The sequence below is a fragment of the Pseudomonas paraeruginosa genome, from assembly GCF_003025345.2.
GTDB lineage: Bacteria > Pseudomonadota > Gammaproteobacteria > Pseudomonadales > Pseudomonadaceae > Pseudomonas > Pseudomonas paraeruginosa.
In genome coordinates this window covers 17,113-35,420 of the sequence record NZ_CP020560.1, presented here as the reverse complement: position 1 = coordinate 35,420, position 18,308 = coordinate 17,113, and the positions used below count along the sequence as shown (strand labels likewise).

Genomic DNA, 18,308 nt, shown 5'->3' with positions numbered 1-18,308 from the left:
TCAAGCTCCGCCGGCCTGCAGCTCCGCCCGCAGCCAGCCGACGAAGGCGTCGACCAGCCGCTGGCGCCGCTTGCGCTCCGGCAACAGTGCATAGTACCCGTATCGGGACAGGCAGCTCTCGCTGATCGGCCGGCAGAGCAGGCCCTGTTCCAGCAGGTCGTCCACCAGGTGACGCCAGCCGATGGCCACGCCCTGACCGGCGATGGCGGCCTGGATCAGCAAGGTGTAGTTGTCGAAGCTGAGCACCGCCGGAATCGGCTGCCGGTCGATCGCCAGCGCCTCGAACAGGGCCGGCCAGTCGAACCAGCGGCTGTGCTGCGCCGGTTTCAGGTGCAGCATCGGCAGCCGCGCCAGGTGTTCCTTGGCCAGCGGCAGCGGCAATCCTTCGAGCAGTCGCGGGCTGCACACCGGGAACACTTCCTCGCGGAACAGCCGGTGCGTTTCGCCATGCTTCGAGCGTCCGTCGCCGAACAGGATCGCCACGTCGATATCTCCGCGCGGGCCGGCCAGGCCGCGCTCGCTGGTGACCAGGCTGACGTCCAGGTGCGGATGGGCCTGGTGGAAGCGCGGCAGGCGCGGCATCAGCCAATAGGCGGCGAAGGCGTAGTCGGTGGCCACCTGCAGCACCTCGTGGCGCTGCCGCGCGCCCAGCGCGGCGATGCCGGCCTCGACCGACTCCAGCGCGGGCGCCACGTGACGCAGCAGGAGCAGGCCGGCATCGGTGAGCAGGATGCCCCGGTGCACGCGCTGGAACAGTTCGGTCTGCAGCTCCTGTTCCAGCCGCTTGATCTGCTGGCTCACCGCCGGCTGGGTGCTGCCCAGCTCCTCGGCGGCCGCGGTGAAGCTGAGCTGGCGGGCGGCGGACTCGAACACCCGGAGCAGGTCGAGCGACAGCGGCATGAGGCGAATCTCCCATAAGCCTGGCTTATCCAACGCATCCCGGCCCATGCGGTTTACCTGGATTTTCGATGCGTCGATGATCGATCCAGCACTATCGCATAACCTGATCGCATGGGATAAGCCGCTCGATGAAGACCCCGCCGAACATCCTGTTCATCATGGCCGACCAGATGGCCGCGCCGCTGCTGCCGTTTCACGATCCCCGCTCGGTGCTACGCATGCCCAACCTGTCGCGCCTCGCCGAACGGGCGGTGGTATTCGATTCGGCCTACTGCAACAGTCCGCTCTGCGCGCCCTCGCGCTTCACCCTGGTCAGCGGCCGGTTGCCCAGCCGCATCGGCGCCTGGGACAACGCCGCCGACTTCGCCGCCGACACCCCGACCTACGCCCACTACCTGCGTCGCCTCGGTTATCGCACGGCGCTGTCGGGCAAGATGCACTTCTGCGGCCCCGACCAGCTGCATGGCTACGAGGAGCGCCTGACCAGCGACATCTATCCGGCCGACTACGGCTGGGCGGTGAACTGGGACGAGCCGGAGGTGCGCCCGAGCTGGTACCACAACATGTCCTCGGTCCTGCAGGCCGGTCCCTGCGTGCGCACCAACCAGCTGGACTTCGACGAGGAGGCGGTGTTCAAGGCCCGCCAGTACCTCTACGACCATGTTCGCCAGCACGCCGGCCAGCCATTCTGCCTGACCGTGTCGATGACCCACCCGCACGATCCCTACTGCATCCCGGCGAGCTACTGGAACCTCTACCGCGACGAGGACATCCCGCTGCCGCGCCAGAGCTTCGCCCAGGAAGAGCAGGACCCTCATTCGCAACGCCTGCTGAAGGTCATCGACCTGTGGGACAAGCCGTTGCCCGAGGAACGCATCCGCGCCGCCCGGCGCGCCTACTTCGGCGCCTGCAGCTACGTCGACGCGCAGGTCGGCGCGCTGCTGGCGACGCTGGAGGAATGCGGGCTGGCCGACGACACCATCCTGGTGTTCTCCGGCGACCATGGCGACATGCTCGGCGAGCGCGGCCTCTGGTACAAGATGCACTGGTTCGAGATGGCCGCGCGCGTGCCGCTGCTGGTCCACGCGCCAGGTCGCTTCGCGGCGAGCCGGATCGGCGCCTCGGTATCCACCGTCGACCTGCTGCCGACCCTGGTGGAACTGGCCGGCGGCCAGGTCGACGCGCGCCTGCCGCTGGACGGACGCTCGCTGCTGCCGCACCTGCGTGACGGCAGCGGACATGACGAGGTGATCGGCGAATACACCGCCGAGGGCACCCTCGGCCCGCTGATGATGATCCGTCGCGGCGATTACAAGTTCATCTATTCAGAGCAGGACCCCTGCCTGCTCTACGACCTGCGCAACGACCCTCAGGAGCGCGAGAACCTCGCCGCCAGCCCGGCCCATCGCGGAGCATTCGAGGCGTTCCTCGACGAGGCACGGCGGCGCTGGGACATCCCCGCGCTCACCCGCGCCGTGCTCGACAGCCAGCGCCGCCGGCGCCTGGTAGCCGAGGCGCTGACGCGCGGCCGGTTGACCAGCTGGGACCATCAGCCGTGGGTCGACGCCAGCCAGCAATACATGCGCAACCATATCGACCTCGACGACCTCGAGCGCCGCGCGCGCTTCCCGCAACCCTGAGCACGAGGACACCTCCCATGAACCGGCTCCCCACTCGCCTGCTGGCCGCCACGCTGCTCCTGGGCAGTACCCCGCTGCATGCCGAAGACGCCGCCTGTGCCCGCGTCAGGCTCGCCGATCCGGGCTGGAGCGATATCGCGGTGACCAATGCCAGCGCCGCCTTCCTCCTGGAAAGCCTGGGCTACCGGGTGAAGATCGAGACCCTGTCGGTGCCGATCATCTACGGCGGCCTGCGCGATGGCCAGGTGGACGCCTTCCTCGGCGGCTGGATGCCGGCGCACCAGGACTACCATGAGCGGTTCGTCGCCAGCGGCCAGGTCGAGCGCCTGGGGCGCAACCTCGACGGCACTCGCTTCACCCTGGCGGTGCCACGCTACGTCTGGGATGCCGGTATCCATCGCTTCGAGGACCTCGCCAGGCAAGCGCAACGCTTCGATCGCAAACTCTACGGGATCGGCTCCGGCGCGCCGGCCAACCAGTCGATCCAGAAGATGATCGACGCCAACCGGTTCGGCCTCGGCGACTGGAAGCTGGTGGCCTCCAGCGAGCAGGCGATGCTCGCCGAGCTGGCTCGCGCCGAGAAGCGCCAGCGCTGGCTGGTGTTCCTCGGCTGGACCCCGCATCCGATGAACCTTCGCCATGAGCTGCGCTATCTCGACGGTGGCGAGCAGTACTTCGGCGAGCGCGGGCAGGTCTACACCCTGGCCCGCAAGGGCTACGCCGCGCAATGCCCGAACCCGGCGCGGCTGCTGGCCAACCTGCGCTTCGCGCTGGACATGGAGAACCAGATGATGAGCGACGCGCTGCAAGGCTCGGCGACAGCGGCCACGGCCGCCCGCACCTGGCTCAAGGCGCATCCGCAAGTGCTCGACGCCTGGCTGCGAGGGGTCACCGCGCGCGACGGCGGCGACGCCCTGGCGGCGGTGCGCGACCGGTTGTAGCGGCATGCGCTCGCGCCTGCTGCCGTTCCTCGCCTGGCTGCCGGGCCTGCGTCGCGGCGACCTCGGCCGGGAAGCCTGGGTCGGCCTGAATGGCGCGGTCCTGGCGCTGCCGCAATCGATGGCCTATGCGCTGATCGCCGGCCTGCCGGCGGCGTATGGTCTGTATGCAGCGATGCTGCCGGTGGCGATCGCCTGCCTGTGGGGCTCGTCGCGTTACCTGGTGAGCGGCCCCACCGCGGCGATCTCGGTGCTGCTGTTCAGTTCGGTGGCGCCGCTGGCGCCAGTGGGCAGCGCCGAGTACATCCAGGCGGTGCTGCTGCTGACCTTTCTCGCCGGTGCCTTCCAGTGGCTGCTCGGCCTCCTGCGCATCGGCTCGCTGGTCAATTTCGTCTCGCACTCGGTGATGCTCGGCTTCACTCTTGGCGCGGCGCTGCTGATCGTCCTCGGCCAACTGCCTTATCTGTTCGGCCTGCCCGCGAACGGCGAGGGCGCAGTGCCAGGACACGGCTGGCGGCTGCTGCGACGCGTCGCCGAAATCGACGGCCCGTCGCTGCTGGTCGGCGGTTTCAGCTGCGCGCTCAGCCTGCTGGTCAGGCGCCTGCGGCCACGCTGGCCAGCCTTGCCGCTTGGCTTGCTGGGCGGTGCCACGCTGGTCTGGGCGCTGCCCGCAACCTTCGCCTCGGTAGCCCATGTGCAGGCTCTCTCCAGCGCACTGCCGGCCTGGAGTCCGCCGGTCTTCGAAGCGCGAGCGATCCTCGACCTGCTGCCCGCGGCGGTGGCCTGCGGCATGCTCGGGCTGGTCACCAGCCTGTCGATCGCCCGCGCCCTGGCCGCGCGCCAGGGAGACGCGTTCGATGCCAACCAGGAGGTCCGCGCCCAGGGCCTGTCGAACCTGCTCGGGCCCTGGCTGTCGGCGAGCCTGTCGGCGGGATCCTTCACCCGCTCCGGGCTCAATCTGGAAGCCGGTGCGCGCTCCCCGCTGGCGGGTGTGTTTTCGGCGCTCTGGGTGGCCTTGCTGGCCGTGCTCGGTGCGCGCCTGATCGAGCATCTACCGTTGCCGGCGATGGCGGCGGGCATCCTGCTGATCGCCTGGGGCCTGGTCGACCGCCCAGCGCTCCGCGCACTCTACCGCAGCGGCCGCGGCGAATGCCTGGTGGCCGGGCTCACCAGCCTGGCCACGCTGCTATTGCCGCTGCAGAACGCCATCTACGCGGGAGTGCTGGCGTCGCTGTTCTTCTATCTCCGGCGTACCTCGACACCGCGCGTACTGCGCCAGCGCAACGACGAGGAGGAGGTGCTGCGCATCGAAGGCTCGATCTTCTTCGGCGCCTGCGACTACCTGCAACGCCTCATGCGCCAGAGCGACAAGCCACGGCTGGTGCTGGACGCGCGCCAGGTGAACTTCATCGACTTCGCCGGCGCCGTGCTGCTACAGCAGGAAGCCCGCCGCCTGCACGCCGAGGGACGCCGCCTGGTGTTGCGCCACGCCCGCCCGCAGGTGCGCGAAGCGCTGGGCCGGCAGGCCGACGAAGACTCCCGCCTGCATTACGAAGGCTGAAGTTCAGGGCACGGCCGGCGCCGGCGGCGCGCTGTCGCCGGGCAGCAGCTGCGGCGATTCGCGCTGCAGCTTGTCGCGCATCATCTCCAGTTGCCCGAGGGCGGCGCGAGCCTCGTCGATGTCCTCGGCGCTACGCTCGCCACCCTGTTCGGCCGCCTCGATGCGCGCGCGGATTTCCGGGATCTGCTGCACGCCGCTGGTATAGGCCTGCACCAGTTCGCGGGTCTGGCGTTCCTCGAAGGCCTGGTACCGCTTCGGATCGGCCAGCGCCTCCGCCGACGCGCCCTGGCGCGGTTGCAGGCCGCCGAGCGGCGGGCTGCGCGGGTCGCCCTCGTCGCGCAGCATTTGCATGAACAGGATCGCCTGCTCGCGGTCCAGTCCCGGCGCCGACGGCTGCCCGACGACGTGCCGGACCGCCGCTGGCGTCCGTGCCCGCTCAACCAGCGGCGGGTCCTCGACGGCGGCGGCCGCCATGGCCGTCCCGGCTGTCGGGGGAGCGGACGAGGAAGCGGCCGTTTCGGCGGATGGCATCCACAACACCCCGGCGCAGGCCAGGGCCATCGCCAGCCCGCTGCAGCCCAGGGCCACGCCGAGCCAGCGCTTCACAGCCCTTCCACCCGGGCGCCGGCCAGCAGGCCACGCAGTTGCGTCTCGAACTGCGCGGCCAGTTGTTCGCGGGCCACCGCCTGGTTCACCTCGAAGCGCACGCTGCGGTCGCTCAGCGGCAGCTGGCGATCCTCGCGGCTGCGCACCCGGACGATCTCGAACGCACCGTCGATGCGCATCGGCTGGGAAAGCGTGTCGGCCTTCTGGATCAGCGCGGTCTTGCGCAGCAGGTCGAGCTGGCCGTCCTGTGGGCGGATCAGGCCGAGATCGCCGGGAGGATCGCGGTCCCTGTCGTCGGCCAGGGAATGGCGGCGCACCGCCTCGTCGAAGGCCAGGCCTTTCTGCAATTCGGCATAGACCCGGTCCGCGCTCGCCTGGTCGGCCAGACGGATATGCGCCGCCTGGACCTGCGCGACGTTGCGGTAGCGTTCCAGATTGCGCCGGTAATAGGCCTCGGCGTCCTGGTCGCTGACCTTGGCGGCGAGCTGGCGCAACACATCGGACTCATGGTGGAAATCGCTGTAGAGGCCGATCTGGTGCAGGTAGCGCTGGCGCACCAGCCGGTCCCGCACCAGGGTCTTCAGGCCGCGTTGCTCGGCGGGGCCGAAGCCGTCCCGGGCCAGGCGGTACCAGAGATAGTCGCGGCGGAGGCGGGTCTGCACCTGGCGCGCCAGATAGGCGAGGTTGCCCTGCTGCAGCTCCACCTGGCCCTGGACGTTGTCGCCCTCGTATAGCGACAGCAGGTCGAGGGTCCGCGCCGGCTGGCCGGGGAACTGCCAACCGATCAGCTCGACCCCGGCCGCCTCGCGGCGCTGGGCCTCGCCCAGCACCAGGCTGTTTTCCACCAGGCCACGCGAAGCCGGCGCCAGCACCTGGCGCAGGCGTTCCGCGCTCAGCGGTTGCGGCTGCCGCAGGAACGGCCCGAGATCCTCGCGGTAACGCTTGCCGTACAGCTGTTCGAGCAGGTTGCCGGCCTCGATCTCGACACTGGCGTCGAGGTCGGCGCGGTTCTGCGCAGTGAGCTGGCCCTCGACCTCGCGCGCCAGCAGACGGTTCTCCACCAACCCGCGGCGCAACTGCCGCGGGTCGGTGTTGAACTTGACCCGCGACAGGGCCCGCTCCAGCAGGTCGATGCTTTTCCCGGGCAGCACCTCGCCGTCGATTTTCAGGTCCCGCGGCACTTCGCCGGGAACAGCCTGGGCGGCGCATGCCAGCAGGGCGAGCGCGACGCCGCAGATCGCGCGACGCCAGCCAGGGCGGCGATCAGAGAGCGGTTTGCGCATTGAAGCTGTTGGCTCCCTTGGTCAGCACGGTGACGGTCAGCGCGATGGACTCGGGTATCAGTTCCTTCGCCACCCGCAGACGCGTCTCGTAGCTGGTGTCGTAGAGCGGTTCGGGATGCGCGTAGGCGACCTGGCCGGTCTGGGTGAGCAGGTCACGGATACTCTTGCTCGGATCGTAGCGCCCCACCAGGTTGGCCACCGCCGCCGGGTCGTTGAGCTTCTCGCTGGCGTAGTGATCGTCGACCCAGCCTTCCCAGCTGGAATGGCCGTTGGCCGAGGTGATCCATACGTGGTGCGGCTGGGCCACGTCGCCGGTAGCGTGCAGGGCGTAGCCGATGGTCTGCAGCGAGGGCGCGGCGCGGAACTGGTCGAACCAGTAGCTGGCGAGGTTGTCGATCGGCTGGAAGGCGGCGGTCTGGAAGTCGCCGTAGTGCTCCTGCCAGTCGGAGCGGGTGCCCTGGCGGTAATGCGCCTCGGTGGTGTCGAAGTCCTCGCGCTTCAGCTCGCGGTTGTAGAGGTAGACCATGGCGTACCAGTCGACGTCGGCGATGCCGCCGTCGACCTTGTGGTAGCGGTAGTCGTAGCCGCCGTGGGGGTTGCCGTGGGAGTCGCCGTCGCGGGCCAGGTTGAGGAAGTGCCAGTACGAGGTGTAGTTGACGATGCCCGAAGCCGCGCCCCACAGCGGCGCGTGTTCGTAGCCGACCCACCAGCCACCGAGGCGGGTGTCCTTGAAGTCGTCCACGTCGAACGCCGCCTGGCCGAGGATCTCCCCGGCCTGCGCCTCGCCGCCGGCGGCGCTCACATAGAACTGGTAGGCCTGGCGCATCTCCTCGGTGGCGTAGGAGGAGTTCATGAAAGCCAGGGCGTCCTTGACGATGTTCTTGTGGGTCGGTTGCGACCAGGCGTTGGCCTGGCCGGCGATGGCGCAGATGCAGAGACCGGCAGCCAGGCGGGTGAGGGTTTTCATCGGCAGCGCTCGGAGAGTGAGAGAAGCCTGAAGTGTTAACCGGGTTTCGTGATTCCTACATGTCAGAAGAGCGCTGATTTGAGACTCAAGTCTCAAATAGCCACTGGCCACTCAGCCAGTTGCCAATTGCCGTCGCAGCGTCTCCAGCACCGGCGCCGAGGCCGGCCGCACGCCGCGCCAGAGGAAGAACGCCTCGGCGGCCTGCTCGACCAGCATGCCCAGGCCGTCCAGGGTTCGCGCCGCCCCGCGCTCGGCGGCCCAGCGGTTGAAGGCGGTCGCCTCCTTGGCGTACATCATGTCGTAGCAGACGGTACGGCCGCGCTCGATCACGCTTTCCGCCAGCGGCGGCACGTCGCCGGCGAGACTGGCCGAGGTGCCGTTGACGATCAGGTCGAAGGGGCCCTCGACGTCGGCGAAACCGCAGCCGCGCACCGCGCCGAGGTCGGCGAATTCGCCGGCCAGGGCCACGGCCTTCTCCGCCGTGCGGTTGGCCACCAGCAACTGCGCCGGCCGCTCGCCGAGGAACGGCGCGAGCACGCCGCGTACCGCGCCACCGGCGCCGAGCAGGAGCACGCGCCGGTCACGCAGCTGGACCCCGGCGTTGACCGTGAGGTCGCGCAGCAGGCCGGCACCGTCGGTGTTGTCGCCGCGCAGGCGGCCGCCGTCCAGGCGGACCAGGGTGTTCACCGCGCCGGCGCGGGTGGCCCGCTCGCTCAGTTCGTCCGCCAGCCGATAGGCTTCCTCCTTGAACGGCACGGTGACGTTGGCGCCCTTGCCCTGCTCGAAGAAGCGCCGGGCAAACCCGGCGAAGTCGTCCAGCGGCGCCAGTTGCGCCTCGTAGGCCAGCGCCTGGCCGGTCTGCTCGGCGAACAGGCGGTGGATCAGCGGCGACTTGCTGTGGCCGATGGGGTTGCCGAAGACACAATAGCGGTCCATGGGTCGGTCCTTTGCCGGAAGAGGGGCGGGACGGATGGTCTCGTCCCGGCGGTCGGGTCAGGGCTGGCCGGCGAGCCAGTCGCGGTCGGTGAGGAAGTACTCGGTCAGGCGCGCTTCCTCGCTGCCCGGCTCGGGTTTCCAGTCATAGCCCCAGCGTACCTGCGGCGGCAGCGACATGAGGATCGACTCGGTACGGCCGCCGGACTGCAGGCCGAACAGGGTGCCACGGTCGAACACCAGGTTGAACTCGACGTAGCGGCCCCGGCGATAGGCCTGGAACTCGCGTTGCCGCTCGTCGAACGGGGTGTGCTTGCGACGCTGGACGATCGGCAGATAGGCGTCGATGTAGGCGTCACCGATGGCGCGGATGAAGGCGAAGCAGGTATCGAAGTCCCACTGGTTGAGGTCGTCGAAGAACAGCCCGCCGATACCGCGCGGTTCGTTGCGGTGCTTGAGGTGGAAGTAGCGGTCGCACCATTCCTTGTAGCGCGGGTAGACGTCCGCGCCGAATGGCGCGCAGGCGTCGCGGGCGACCCGGTGCCAATGCACGCAGTCTTCCTCGCTCGCATAGTAGGGGGTCAGGTCGAAGCCGCCGCCGAACCACCAGACCGGCTCCTCGCCTGCCTTCTCGGCGCAGAAGAAGCGCACGTTGGCGTGGGAGGTCGGTACGTGGGGGTTCTCCGGATGGATCACCAGCGACACGCCCAGCGCCTGGAAACCGCGCCCGGCGAGTTCCGGGCGGTGGGCGCTGGCCGAGGGCGGCAGGCTGTCGCCGAACACGTGGGAGAAGTTCACCCCGCCTTTCTCGATCAGCGCGCCGTCGCCGATCACCCGCGTGCGTCCGCCGCCGCCGGCCGGACGCTCCCAGGCGTCCTCGGCGAAGCGGGCCTTGCCGTCTTCCGCCTCGAGGGCGGCGCAGATGCGGTCTTGCAGGTCGAGCAGATAGGTTTTGACAGCGGCGATACGGTCGGTCACGGAATTCACCTTGGAGCGGGGAGGCCGCGCAGGGCGCGGGCTGGCGACGAAACGAGGGGGCAAGCATATCACCCTGGATGGGTGGCCGGCGCTTGACGGCCGTCAAGCGGAAGGCTTGGATGAAAGCCGTTCCCCAATGCTCGCCGGTCCGGCGCGACCACCCGAGCCCCGACCCGAACAGGAGTTCCAGCATGGCCAAGCGCGTCCAGTTCGCTGCCTATGGCAGCCCCGAAGTCCTCGAATACCGCGACTACCAGCCCGCCGAACCGGGTCCCCGGGAAGTCCGCGTGCGCAACCGCGCGATCGGCCTGAACTTCATCGACACCTACTACCGCAGCGGCCTCTATCCGGCGCCCGGCCTGCCCTCGGGGCTGGGCAGCGAAGGCGCCGGCGAAGTCGAGGCGGTGGGCAGCGCGGTGACCCGCTTCCAGGTCGGTGACCGCGTCGCCTATGCCACCGGCCCGCTGGGTGCCTACAGCGAGCTGCACGTGCTGGCCGAGGACAACCTGGTGCGCCTGCCCGAGGCCATCGATTTCGAGCAGGCCGCCGCGATGATGCTCAAGGGCCTCACCACCCAGTACCTGCTGCGCCAGACCTACGAACTGCAGGGCGGCGAGACCATCCTCTTCCATGCCGCCGCCGGCGGTGTCGGGCTGTTCGCCTGCCAGTGGGCAAAAGCCCTGGGAGTGAAACTGATCGGCACCGTCAGTTCGCCGGAAAAGGCTCGCCTGGCCAGGCAACACGGCGCCTGGGAGACCATCGACTACAGCCATGAGAACGTGGCCAAGCGGGTGCTCGAGCTGACCGACGGGAAGAAATGCCCGGTGGTCTACGACTCGGTGGGCAAGGACACCTGGGAGACCTCGCTGGACTGCGTGGCGCCACGCGGCCTGCTGGTGAGCTTCGGCAACGCCTCGGGGCCGGTGACCGGAGTCAACCTGGGCGTTCTCTCGCAGAAGGGCTCGCTGTACGTGACCCGGCCGACCCTGGGCAGCTACGCGAACACCCCGGAAAAACTCCAGGCGATGGCCGACGAACTGTTCGGGCTGGTCGAGCGCGGCGCCATCCGCATCGAGATCAACCAACGCTTCGCCCTGGCCGACGCGGCCCAGGCGCATACCGAGCTGGCCGCGCGCCGGACCACCGGTTCGACCGTCCTGCTGCCCTGAGACGGCGGCCTCAGGCCGGGCGGATGACCTGCCCGGTCACCAGGTCGCGGATCAGGCTGGGGTTGCGCCGTCCGCCGAGGGCGCCGCCGAGGACGCCGTCCAGTTCGTCGTGGAAATACTGCTCGACCCGCAACCGGGTGCGCGCCGCGGGGCGCCCAGCCGGATTGGCCGAGGTGGAGATCAGTGGCCCGGTGAGGTAGCACAGCTCCTGTACCAGCGGGTGGTCGGTGACTCGCACGGCGACGCTGTCATGGACGCCGGTGACCCATTCCGGCAGGCGATCCTGGTGCGGCACCAGCCAGGTGTTGGGCCCCGGCCAGGTGCCGGCCAGGCGCTCCAGCCAGACGTCCGGCAGGTCTTCGAGCAGGAAGTCGAGCTGGTGGATGTGCGCGGCCACCACGATCAGGCCCTTTTCCACCGGCCGAGCCTTCAGCGCCAGCAGGCGGTATACCGCGTCCTCGTTCCACGGATCGCAGCCCAGCCCCCATACCGCCTCGGTGGGATAGGCGATCACGCCGCCCTCGCGGACGACCCGGGCGGCGCATTGCGCACGAAAGCTGCTGATCATCGACTCACTCCAGCGGACAGGTGCGCGAAGTGTACGGTGTCAGCCGGAGCGATGCACCCAGGTGCCGGCCTCGCAGGCGACCCGCCCGTCCAGCTCCAGCTCGGTGAGCGCCGCCAGCACCTCGGGCAGCGCCCAGCCGCTGGCGGCGGCCAGGCCTTCGCTGCTGTATGGCGCGACGCGCAGCAACTCCAGCAAGGGATGGGCCAGCGACGCTACAGGCGCCTCCGCTGGCCCCGCCTGCGTCCAGCCGCGCAAGGCCTCCAGGACGTGCTCGACGCTTTCCACCAGCAGCGCGCCGTCGCGGATCAGCTGATGGCAGCCACGCGCGCCCGGATGGTGGATCGAACCGGGGATGGCATAGACCTCGCGGCCCTGTTCCGCCGCCAGCCGCGCGGTGATCAGCGAGCCGCTGGCGGGGCTCGCCTCGACCACCAGCACGCCCAGCGAGAGGCCGCTGATGATCCGGTTGCGCCGGGGAAAGTTGGCGGGTAGCGGCGGACTGTCCAGCGGCAACTCCGAGACCAGCGCGCCGCCGCCCTCGACGATGCGCCGCGCCAGCGCCGCGTGGCGACGCGGATAGAGGGTGCGCAGGCCGGTGCCGAGCACCGCCAGGGTCACGCCGCCGACCTCCAGCGCGCCTTCATGGGCGGCGCCGTCGATGCCCAGCGCCAGTCCGCTGGTGATGGCGAAGCCGCCTCGTGCCAGGCTGCGCGCGAAACTCCGTGCGCTGCCCAGGCCGGCGGGGCTGGCGCGGCGGCTGCCGACCATCGCCAGCTGCGGCCTTTCGAGCGCCGTCGGTGCGCCTTCGACGAACAGCAGCGGCGGGGCGTCGCTCACCTCGCCGAGCAGCGCGGGGTAGGCCGGGTCATCCCACATCAGGAGGTGCCGGCGCGGCGCTTCGAGCCAGCGCAGGGCATCCGCCGCCCGCTCGCGCACCTCGGCGCTGCGCCTGGCAGCGGCGGCCTCGGCGGGCAGCCCCAGGGTGCGCCAGGCGCCAGCCGGCGCGGCGAGGGCGGAGGAGGCCGAGCCGAAGGCCTCGATCAGGCGCAGGAAGCGGATCGGCCCCAGTTCGGGCAGGCCATGCAGGCGCAGCCGGGCGTCCAGCTCGGCGGGGGAAAGGTTGTTCATTGCGACTCATCCATAGCAGGCAGGTCCATCGCTGACAGGAAGAGGGGAAGGCTCTGGCATCCCTCCTGGAAACCGTCGTATGAATTTTCCTTCCCCCAGAAAAGCGAAACCCCCGCCGGGGCGGGGGTTTCGACTCAGGGGTTCTGCACCCTGTCGGTGACCGAGAGGGGCCTGCTGGCCATCAGCACCAGGGCGTAGCTCAGCTTCTGGTAGGTGCGGAACACCATCAGCAGGCCGGCGCGCTCGTCGGGGATCTTCACCGACTCCCCGGTGACGCGATCGCGCACCGTCTCGCCGACCTTGTAGATGGCCAGCACGTTGCCTTCGGCGAGGCCGTCGCGCTGGCCACGGTTCAGGGTGACCACGTCGAACTGGCCGATCTGGGTCACGCCACGCGGCACGTCGATGATCTCGCCCTTCACCTCGCGGCTCGGCTCGCCGGGCATGAAGGTGGAGTTCACCGCGCGCTCCTCGGTGGGGAACAGGCGGTCGCCCAGGCGCACTTCCTGGGTGGTGCGGGTCAGCGCCAGGGTGGCGACGTCGCCCTCGGTGGCCACCACCTCGCCGCCGCCGATGTCGTCGGCGTTGATGCCGAGGACTTCCTTGGTCTTCGGATCGACGTAGACCTTGCCCTGGCGGAAGATGCCATAGGCCGGCTGGCCGTCGGCGAACTTGCCGCGGGCGTAGACGCGGTCGCCGGTGCCGCTGACGATCCGCTCGGCGTTGCCGGCGACGATGTACGGCGCAGCGGTGAAGGTCTTCTCGTCATCGACGATGCGATTGGCCAGCAGGAAGCTGTTGATCTTGTCCAGCGGGATGGTCGGGATCGCCTCGGCGATCGGCGTGCTGCGGATCTTCGGCGAAAGCTTGATGGTGCCGCGCGACTCGCCGCGGTTCAGCACCAGGCGCGGCTGGCCATCGATGTAGACCAGGCTGAGGGTGTCGCCGGGGTAGATCAGGTGGGGATTCTGGATCTGCGGGTTGGCGTGCCAGAGCTGCGGCCACTTCCACGGCTGGCGGAGGAATTTCCCCGAGATGTCCCACAGGGTATCGCCCCTGACCACCGTGTAGCGGTCCGGATGCCCTTCCCTGAGGTCGACCTGGGCCTGCGCCAGACCGCTCGCGGCAAGGAGCAGAAGGGCGACTAGTGATTTCCTCATGCAGTGAATCCCTTTATCATGTCGACATACGCGAAACGCCCGAAGCCCGCGAGAGACGCGGTCTGAAGCCGTTTTCAAGCTGCGCGCCATCTTAGCAGCGGATTTTCAATCGATTCCACAAGTGCATCACAAACGCATATGGCCATCCTGAACATTCTCGAATTCCCCGATCCGCGCCTGCGGACCATCGCCAAACCGGTGGAGGTGGTCGACGACGCGGTGCGCCAGCTGATCGACGACATGTTCGAAACCATGTACGAAGCCCCGGGCATCGGCCTCGCCGCGACCCAGGTCAACGTGCACAAGCGCATCGTGGTCATGGACCTCAGCGAGGACAAGTCCGAGCCGCGGGTGTTCATCAACCCCGAGTTCGAGCCGCTGACCGAGGAAATGGACCAGTACCAGGAAGGCTGCCTGTCGGTGCCCGGTTTCTACGAGAACGTGGACCGTCCGCAGAAGGTCCGGATCAAGGCCCTGGACCGCGACGGCAAGCCGTTCGAGGAAGTCGCCGAAGGCCTGCTGGCGGTATGCATCCAGCACGAGTGCGATCACCTCAACGGCAGACTGTTCGTCGATTACCTGTCCACCCTCAAGCGCGACCGCATCCGCAAGAAGCTGGAAAAGCAGCATCGACAGCAGGCGTGACCCATCACCAAAGGCTTGCCCCGGCAAGCCTTTTTCTTTTAGCGAGCCCCGCATGAGCCAAGCATTGCGCATCGTCTTCGCCGGAACCCCGGAATTCGCCGCCGAGCACCTCAAGGCCCTGCTCGACACCCCGCACCAGCTCGTCGCCGTCTACACCCAGCCGGACCGCCCGGCCGGACGCGGGCAGAAACTGATGCCCAGCGCGGTGAAGAGCCTGGCCCTGGAACACGGCCTGCCGGTCATCCAGCCGCCTAGCCTGCGCAGCGCCGATGCCCAGGCGGAACTGGCGGCGCTGCGCCCGGACCTGATGGTGGTGGTCGCCTATGGCCTGATCCTGCCCCAGGCGGTGCTCGACATCCCGCGCCTGGGCTGCATCAATAGCCACGCCTCGCTGCTGCCGCGCTGGCGCGGCGCGGCGCCGATCCAGCGCGCGGTGGAAGCCGGCGACGCGCAGAGCGGGGTCACCGTGATGCAGATGGAAGCCGGACTGGACACCGGGCCGATGCTGCTCAAGGTGGCCACGCCGATTGCCGCCGACGATACCGGCGGCAGCCTGCACGACCGCCTCGCCGCGCTCGGCCCGAAGGCGGTGGTCGAAGCCATCGCCGGACTCGCCGCCGGGACCTTGCGCGGCGAGGTGCAGGACGACGCTCTGGCCACCTACGCGCACAAGCTGAACAAGGACGAGGCGCGCCTGGACTGGAGCCGCCCGGCCGTCGAACTGGAGCGCCAGGTGCGCGCCTTCACGCCCTGGCCGGTCTGCCACAGCAGCCTCGCCGGGGCGTCGCTGAAGGTCCTCGGCGCCAGCCTGGGGCACGGCAGCGGCACCCCCGGGAGCATCCTCGAAGCCAGCCGCGACGGCCTCCTGGTGGCCTGTGGCGAAGGCGCCCTGCGCCTGACCAGGCTACAACTGCCAGGCGGCAAGCCGCTGGCCTTCGCCGACCTGTACAACAGCCGCCGCGAGCAGTTCGCCGCCGGCCAGGTACTCGGCCAATGAACCCGCGTCTCGCTGCCTGCCAGGCGCTGGCGGCGGTGCTCGCCGGACGCGCCTCGCTGTCCGGCGCGCTGCCGGCGCAACTGGACAAGGTCGCCCCGCGCGACCGCGGCCTGACCCAGGAGCTGGCCTTCGGCGCGGCGCGCTGGCAGCCGCGCCTTCAGGCGCTGGCCGCCCGCCTGTTGCAGAAGCCGTTCAAGGCCGCCGACAACGATATCCACGCCCTGCTACTGATCGGCCTGTACCAGCTGCTCTACACGCGGGTACCGCCGCACGCGGCGATCGGCGAGACCGTCGGTTGCGCCGACAAGCTGAAGAAGGGCTGGGCCAAGGGCGTGCTCAACGCCGTGCTGCGCCGCGCCCAGCGCGAAGGCGAGACACTGCTGGCCGAGGTCGACCGCGACCCGTCGGCGCGCCTGGGCCACCCGCGCTGGCTGCTGAAGGCCTTGCAGCAGGCCTGGCCGGAACAGCTCGAGGCACTTTGCGCGGCGAACAACGCGCACCCGCCGATGACCCTGCGGGTCAACCGCCGCCACGGCGAGCGCGATACCTACCTGGTCGAACTCGCCGAAGCCGGGATCGAGGCCCGCGCCTGCGACTACAGCCGCGACGGCATCCAGCTCGCCGCGCCGCGCGACGTACGCGAGCTGCCGGGCTTCGCCGAGGGCCGCGTGAGCGTCCAGGACGAAGCCGCGCAACTGGCTGCCGAACTCCTCGAAAGCGCACCCGGGCAGCGCGTCCTCGATGCCTGCTGCGCCCCTGGCGGCAAGACCTGCCATCTGCTGGAAATCCAGCCGGAACTGGGCGAAGTGGTCGCCGTCGATCTCGAACAGAGCCGCCTGCTGCGGGTCCGGGAAAACCTCCAGCGCCTGGGCCTCGAGGCCCGCCTGGTCGCCGCCGACGCGCGGGCGACGGGGGAGTGGTGGGATGGCCAGCCGTTCCAGCGCATCCTCCTCGACGCGCCTTGTTCGGCCACCGGGGTGATCCGTCGCCACCCTGACATCAAGCTGGCGCGCAAGCCGGACGACATCGCCGCCCTGGCGCAGCTGCAAGGCGAGCTGCTCGACGCCCTGTGGCCGACCCTGGAGGTCGGCGGCGTGCTGGTCTACGCCACCTGCTCGGTGATGCCTTCGGAAAACAGCGACGGTATCGCCGCCTTCCTCGCCCGCACCCCAGGTGCCCGAGAACTGGACCTGCCAGGTCCATGGGGCATGAAACAGGCCCATGGACGCCAGCTGCTACCGCAGGTGGACGGCCACGATGGCTTCTACTATGCCAAGCTGATCAAGATATCCGCCCGTTGATCGAAACCTGACGAGCCGTTTCCCGCCATGAAAATCATCATCCTCGGTGCCGGCCAGGTCGGCGGCACACTGGCCGAGCACCTTGCCAGCGAAGCCAACGACATTACCGTGGTCGACACCGACGGCGATCGCCTGCGCGACCTCGGCGACCGCCTCGACATCCGCACCGTGCAAGGCAAGGCCTCGTTCCCCACGGTGCTGCGCCAGGCCGGCGCCGACGACGCCGACATGCTGGTGGCGGTGACCAACAGCGACGAGACCAACATGGTCGCCTGCCAGGTCGCCTACACCCTGTTCAACACCCCGACCAAGATCGCCCGCGTCCGCGAACCGGCCTACCTGACCCGTACCGGCCTGTTCGACAACGAGGCGATCCCGGTGGACGTGCTGATCAGCCCGGAGCAGGTGGTCACCAACTACATCAAGCGTCTGATCGAGCATCCGGGCGCGCTGCAGGTGATCGACTTCGCCGAGGGCAAGGCCCAGCTGGTAGGCATCAAGGCCTACTACGGCGGCCCGCTGGTGGGGCAGGAGCTGCGCCAGTTGCGCGAGCACATGCCGAACGTGGACACCCGCGTCGCCGCGATCTACCGCCGCAACCGGCCGATCATTCCCCAGGGCGACACGGTGATCGAGGCCGACGACGAGGTCTTCTTCATCGCCGCCAAGGCCCACATCCGCGCGGTGATGGGCGAGATGCGCCGACTCGACGACAGCTACAAGCGGATCATCATCGCCGGTGGCGGCAACGTCGGCGAACGCCTGGCCGAAGCCATCGAGAGCCGCTACCAGGTGAAGATCATCGAACGCAGCCCGCTGCGCTGCCGGCACCTGTCAGACACCCTCGACAGCACCATCGTGCTCAACGGCAGCGCATCCGACCGCGACCTGCTGCTGGAGGAGAACATCGGCGAGACCGACGTATTCCTCGCCCTGACCAACGACGACGAGGCCAACATCATGTCCTCGCTGCTGGCCAAGCGGCTCGGCGCGAGCAAGGTGATGACCCTGATCAACAACCCGGCCTACGTCGACCTGGTGCAGGGCGGCGAGATCGACATCGCCATCAGCCCGCAACTGGCGACCATCGGTACCCTGCTGGCGCACGTCCGCCGCGGCGACATCGAGAGCGTGCATTCGCTGCGCCGTGGCGCGGCCGAGGCCATCGAAGTGGTGGCCCATGGCGATGCCAAGTCGAGCAAGGTGATCGGCCGCTCGATCAACGAGATCAAGCTACCGCCGGGCACCACCATCGGTGCCCTGGTGCGCGACGAGGAAGTGCTGATCGCCCACGGCGACACGCGCATCGAAAGTGGCGACCATGTGCTGCTGTTCCTGGTCGACAAGAAGTACATCCGCGATGTCGAACGGCTGTTCCAGGCCGGCCTGACGTTCTTCTGAGGGATTTCCGCCGGCGCCTCAGCGGGCGTCGGCGGAGCGTTTCAGCCTTTTCCCGCCAGCTTTTCAGATAAGTCCGAATGCCTTTGGCGAGCACCATCGCCACTCTGGACGGTTTTACCCGAAGCCTCCAGCC

General features: G+C 69.1%; 17 protein-coding genes. 8 read left to right on the top strand and 9 right to left on the bottom strand.

Annotated elements, in window-relative coordinates:
• Nucleotides 1-948 carry a choline sulfate utilization transcriptional regulator gene (locus B7D75_RS00165; protein ID WP_079383524.1) on the bottom strand — a complete coding sequence of 316 codons (948 nt, stop codon included), beginning with the start codon at nucleotides 946-948 and terminating at the stop codon, nucleotides 1-3.
• Nucleotides 949-1,028: 80 nt separating this feature from the next.
• On the opposite strand from B7D75_RS00165, the gene betC reads away from it, so the two are divergent.
• The 3 genes from betC to B7D75_RS00150 are packed head-to-tail and all read left to right on the top strand — an operon-like array spanning nucleotide 1,029 to nucleotide 5,039.
• Entirely contained in the window at nucleotides 1,029-2,540 is a 1,512-nt protein-coding gene (gene betC / locus B7D75_RS00160) for a choline-sulfatase (protein ID WP_107113614.1), read from the top strand.
• Nucleotides 2,541-2,557: 17 nt separating this feature from the next.
• Nucleotides 2,558-3,481, top strand: coding sequence for a choline ABC transporter substrate-binding protein (choX, locus tag B7D75_RS00155; RefSeq protein ID WP_058145788.1), 924 nt, complete (start codon nucleotides 2,558-2,560; stop codon nucleotides 3,479-3,481).
• 4 nt (nucleotides 3,482-3,485) lie between these two features.
• Nucleotides 3,486-5,039 carry a SulP family inorganic anion transporter gene (locus tag B7D75_RS00150; RefSeq protein WP_107113613.1) on the top strand — a complete coding sequence of 518 codons (1,554 nt, stop codon included), beginning with the start codon at nucleotides 3,486-3,488 and terminating at the stop codon, nucleotides 5,037-5,039.
• A 3-nt stretch (nucleotides 5,040-5,042) separates the two neighbouring features.
• On the opposite strand, the gene B7D75_RS00145 is transcribed toward B7D75_RS00150, so the two are convergent.
• The 5 genes from B7D75_RS00145 to hemF all read right to left on the bottom strand — a co-directional run bounded on the left by B7D75_RS00145 (nucleotide 5,043) and on the right by hemF (nucleotide 9,806).
• Nucleotides 5,043-5,645, bottom strand: a complete 603-nt coding sequence (locus tag B7D75_RS00145) for a hypothetical protein (protein ID WP_043099690.1) — start codon at nucleotides 5,643-5,645, stop codon at nucleotides 5,043-5,045.
• Nucleotides 5,642-6,928: a peptidylprolyl isomerase gene (locus tag B7D75_RS00140; protein ID WP_034080776.1), complete on the bottom strand. Its 1,287-nt coding sequence runs from the start codon at nucleotides 6,926-6,928 to the stop codon at nucleotides 5,642-5,644. Before B7D75_RS00140 ends, B7D75_RS00145 begins: the two co-directional genes overlap by 4 nt.
• A complete protein-coding gene (locus tag B7D75_RS00135) occupies nucleotides 6,909-7,895 on the bottom strand; it encodes a phospholipase C/P1 nuclease family protein (RefSeq protein WP_011979056.1) in 987 nt (328 codons plus the stop codon). The genes B7D75_RS00140 and B7D75_RS00135 overlap by 20 nt, the downstream gene beginning before the upstream one ends.
• A gap of 111 nt (nucleotides 7,896-8,006) precedes the next feature.
• On the bottom strand, nucleotides 8,007-8,831 hold the full coding sequence (gene aroE, locus B7D75_RS00130; RefSeq protein WP_107113612.1) for a shikimate dehydrogenase: 825 nt from the start codon (nucleotides 8,829-8,831) through the stop codon (nucleotides 8,007-8,009).
• Nucleotides 8,832-8,888: 57 nt separating this feature from the next.
• Nucleotides 8,889-9,806, bottom strand: a complete 918-nt coding sequence (gene hemF / locus B7D75_RS00125) for an oxygen-dependent coproporphyrinogen oxidase (RefSeq protein WP_011979055.1) — start codon at nucleotides 9,804-9,806, stop codon at nucleotides 8,889-8,891.
• A gap of 191 nt (nucleotides 9,807-9,997) precedes the next feature.
• Between hemF and B7D75_RS00120 the strand changes: the two genes are divergently transcribed.
• Entirely contained in the window at nucleotides 9,998-10,975 is a 978-nt protein-coding gene (locus tag B7D75_RS00120) for a quinone oxidoreductase family protein (protein ID WP_043099683.1), read from the top strand.
• 10 nt (nucleotides 10,976-10,985) lie between these two features.
• On the opposite strand, the gene B7D75_RS00115 is transcribed toward B7D75_RS00120, so the two are convergent.
• The 3 genes from B7D75_RS00115 to B7D75_RS00105 all read right to left on the bottom strand — a co-directional run bounded on the left by B7D75_RS00115 (nucleotide 10,986) and on the right by B7D75_RS00105 (nucleotide 13,831).
• A complete protein-coding gene (locus B7D75_RS00115; RefSeq protein WP_011979053.1) occupies nucleotides 10,986-11,543 on the bottom strand; it encodes an L-threonylcarbamoyladenylate synthase in 558 nt (185 codons plus the stop codon).
• Between the two features lie 39 nt (nucleotides 11,544-11,582).
• Nucleotides 11,583-12,671, bottom strand: coding sequence for a DNA-processing protein DprA (gene dprA / locus B7D75_RS00110; RefSeq protein ID WP_043099680.1), 1,089 nt, complete (start codon nucleotides 12,669-12,671; stop codon nucleotides 11,583-11,585).
• Nucleotides 12,672-12,805: 134 nt separating this feature from the next.
• Nucleotides 12,806-13,831: a LysM peptidoglycan-binding domain-containing protein gene (locus tag B7D75_RS00105; RefSeq protein ID WP_043099678.1), complete on the bottom strand. Its 1,026-nt coding sequence runs from the start codon at nucleotides 13,829-13,831 to the stop codon at nucleotides 12,806-12,808.
• Nucleotides 13,832-13,969: 138 nt separating this feature from the next.
• On the opposite strand from B7D75_RS00105, the gene def reads away from it, so the two are divergent.
• The 4 genes from def to trkA are packed head-to-tail and all read left to right on the top strand — an operon-like array spanning nucleotide 13,970 to nucleotide 18,175.
• Nucleotides 13,970-14,476 carry a peptide deformylase gene (def, locus tag B7D75_RS00100; protein ID WP_011979050.1) on the top strand — a complete coding sequence of 169 codons (507 nt, stop codon included), beginning with the start codon at nucleotides 13,970-13,972 and terminating at the stop codon, nucleotides 14,474-14,476.
• Between the two features lie 52 nt (nucleotides 14,477-14,528).
• Nucleotides 14,529-15,473: a methionyl-tRNA formyltransferase gene (gene fmt / locus B7D75_RS00095; protein WP_034080774.1), complete on the top strand. Its 945-nt coding sequence runs from the start codon at nucleotides 14,529-14,531 to the stop codon at nucleotides 15,471-15,473.
• Nucleotides 15,470-16,774, top strand: a complete 1,305-nt coding sequence (gene rsmB, locus B7D75_RS00090; protein WP_053813154.1) for a 16S rRNA (cytosine(967)-C(5))-methyltransferase RsmB — start codon at nucleotides 15,470-15,472, stop codon at nucleotides 16,772-16,774. Before fmt ends, rsmB begins: the two co-directional genes overlap by 4 nt.
• 27 nt (nucleotides 16,775-16,801) lie before the next feature.
• Nucleotides 16,802-18,175 (top strand): Trk system potassium transporter TrkA, encoded by a 1,374-nt coding sequence (trkA, locus tag B7D75_RS00085; protein WP_003107053.1) that lies wholly within the window; start codon nucleotides 16,802-16,804, stop codon nucleotides 18,173-18,175.
• Nucleotides 18,176-18,308: the final 133 nt, after the last annotated feature.

What these genes read in the sequence shown, in the direction of transcription:
- B7D75_RS00165 (WP_079383524.1), bottom strand. Translation starts at nt 948, where the DNA reads ATGGGCCGGGATGCGTTGGATAAGCCAGGCTTATGGGAGATTCGCCTC.
- betC (WP_107113614.1), top strand. Translation starts at nt 1,029, where the DNA reads ATGAAGACCCCGCCGAACATCCTGTTCATCATGGCCGACCAGATGGCC.
- choX (WP_058145788.1), top strand. Translation starts at nt 2,558, where the DNA reads ATGAACCGGCTCCCCACTCGCCTGCTGGCCGCCACGCTGCTCCTGGGC.
- B7D75_RS00150 (WP_107113613.1), top strand. Translation starts at nt 3,486, where the DNA reads ATGCGCTCGCGCCTGCTGCCGTTCCTCGCCTGGCTGCCGGGCCTGCGT.
- B7D75_RS00140 (WP_034080776.1), bottom strand. Translation starts at nt 6,928, where the DNA reads ATGCGCAAACCGCTCTCTGATCGCCGCCCTGGCTGGCGTCGCGCGATC.
- B7D75_RS00135 (WP_011979056.1), bottom strand. Translation starts at nt 7,895, where the DNA reads ATGAAAACCCTCACCCGCCTGGCTGCCGGTCTCTGCATCTGCGCCATC.
- aroE (WP_107113612.1), bottom strand. Translation starts at nt 8,831, where the DNA reads ATGGACCGCTATTGTGTCTTCGGCAACCCCATCGGCCACAGCAAGTCG.
- B7D75_RS00120 (WP_043099683.1), top strand. Translation starts at nt 9,998, where the DNA reads ATGGCCAAGCGCGTCCAGTTCGCTGCCTATGGCAGCCCCGAAGTCCTC.
- B7D75_RS00115 (WP_011979053.1), bottom strand. Translation starts at nt 11,543, where the DNA reads ATGATCAGCAGCTTTCGTGCGCAATGCGCCGCCCGGGTCGTCCGCGAG.
- dprA (WP_043099680.1), bottom strand. Translation starts at nt 12,671, where the DNA reads ATGAACAACCTTTCCCCCGCCGAGCTGGACGCCCGGCTGCGCCTGCAT.
- B7D75_RS00105 (WP_043099678.1), bottom strand. Translation starts at nt 13,831, where the DNA reads ATGAGGAAATCACTAGTCGCCCTTCTGCTCCTTGCCGCGAGCGGTCTG.
- def (WP_011979050.1), top strand. Translation starts at nt 13,970, where the DNA reads ATGGCCATCCTGAACATTCTCGAATTCCCCGATCCGCGCCTGCGGACC.
- fmt (WP_034080774.1), top strand. Translation starts at nt 14,529, where the DNA reads ATGAGCCAAGCATTGCGCATCGTCTTCGCCGGAACCCCGGAATTCGCC.
- rsmB (WP_053813154.1), top strand. Translation starts at nt 15,470, where the DNA reads ATGAACCCGCGTCTCGCTGCCTGCCAGGCGCTGGCGGCGGTGCTCGCC.
- trkA (WP_003107053.1), top strand. Translation starts at nt 16,802, where the DNA reads ATGAAAATCATCATCCTCGGTGCCGGCCAGGTCGGCGGCACACTGGCC.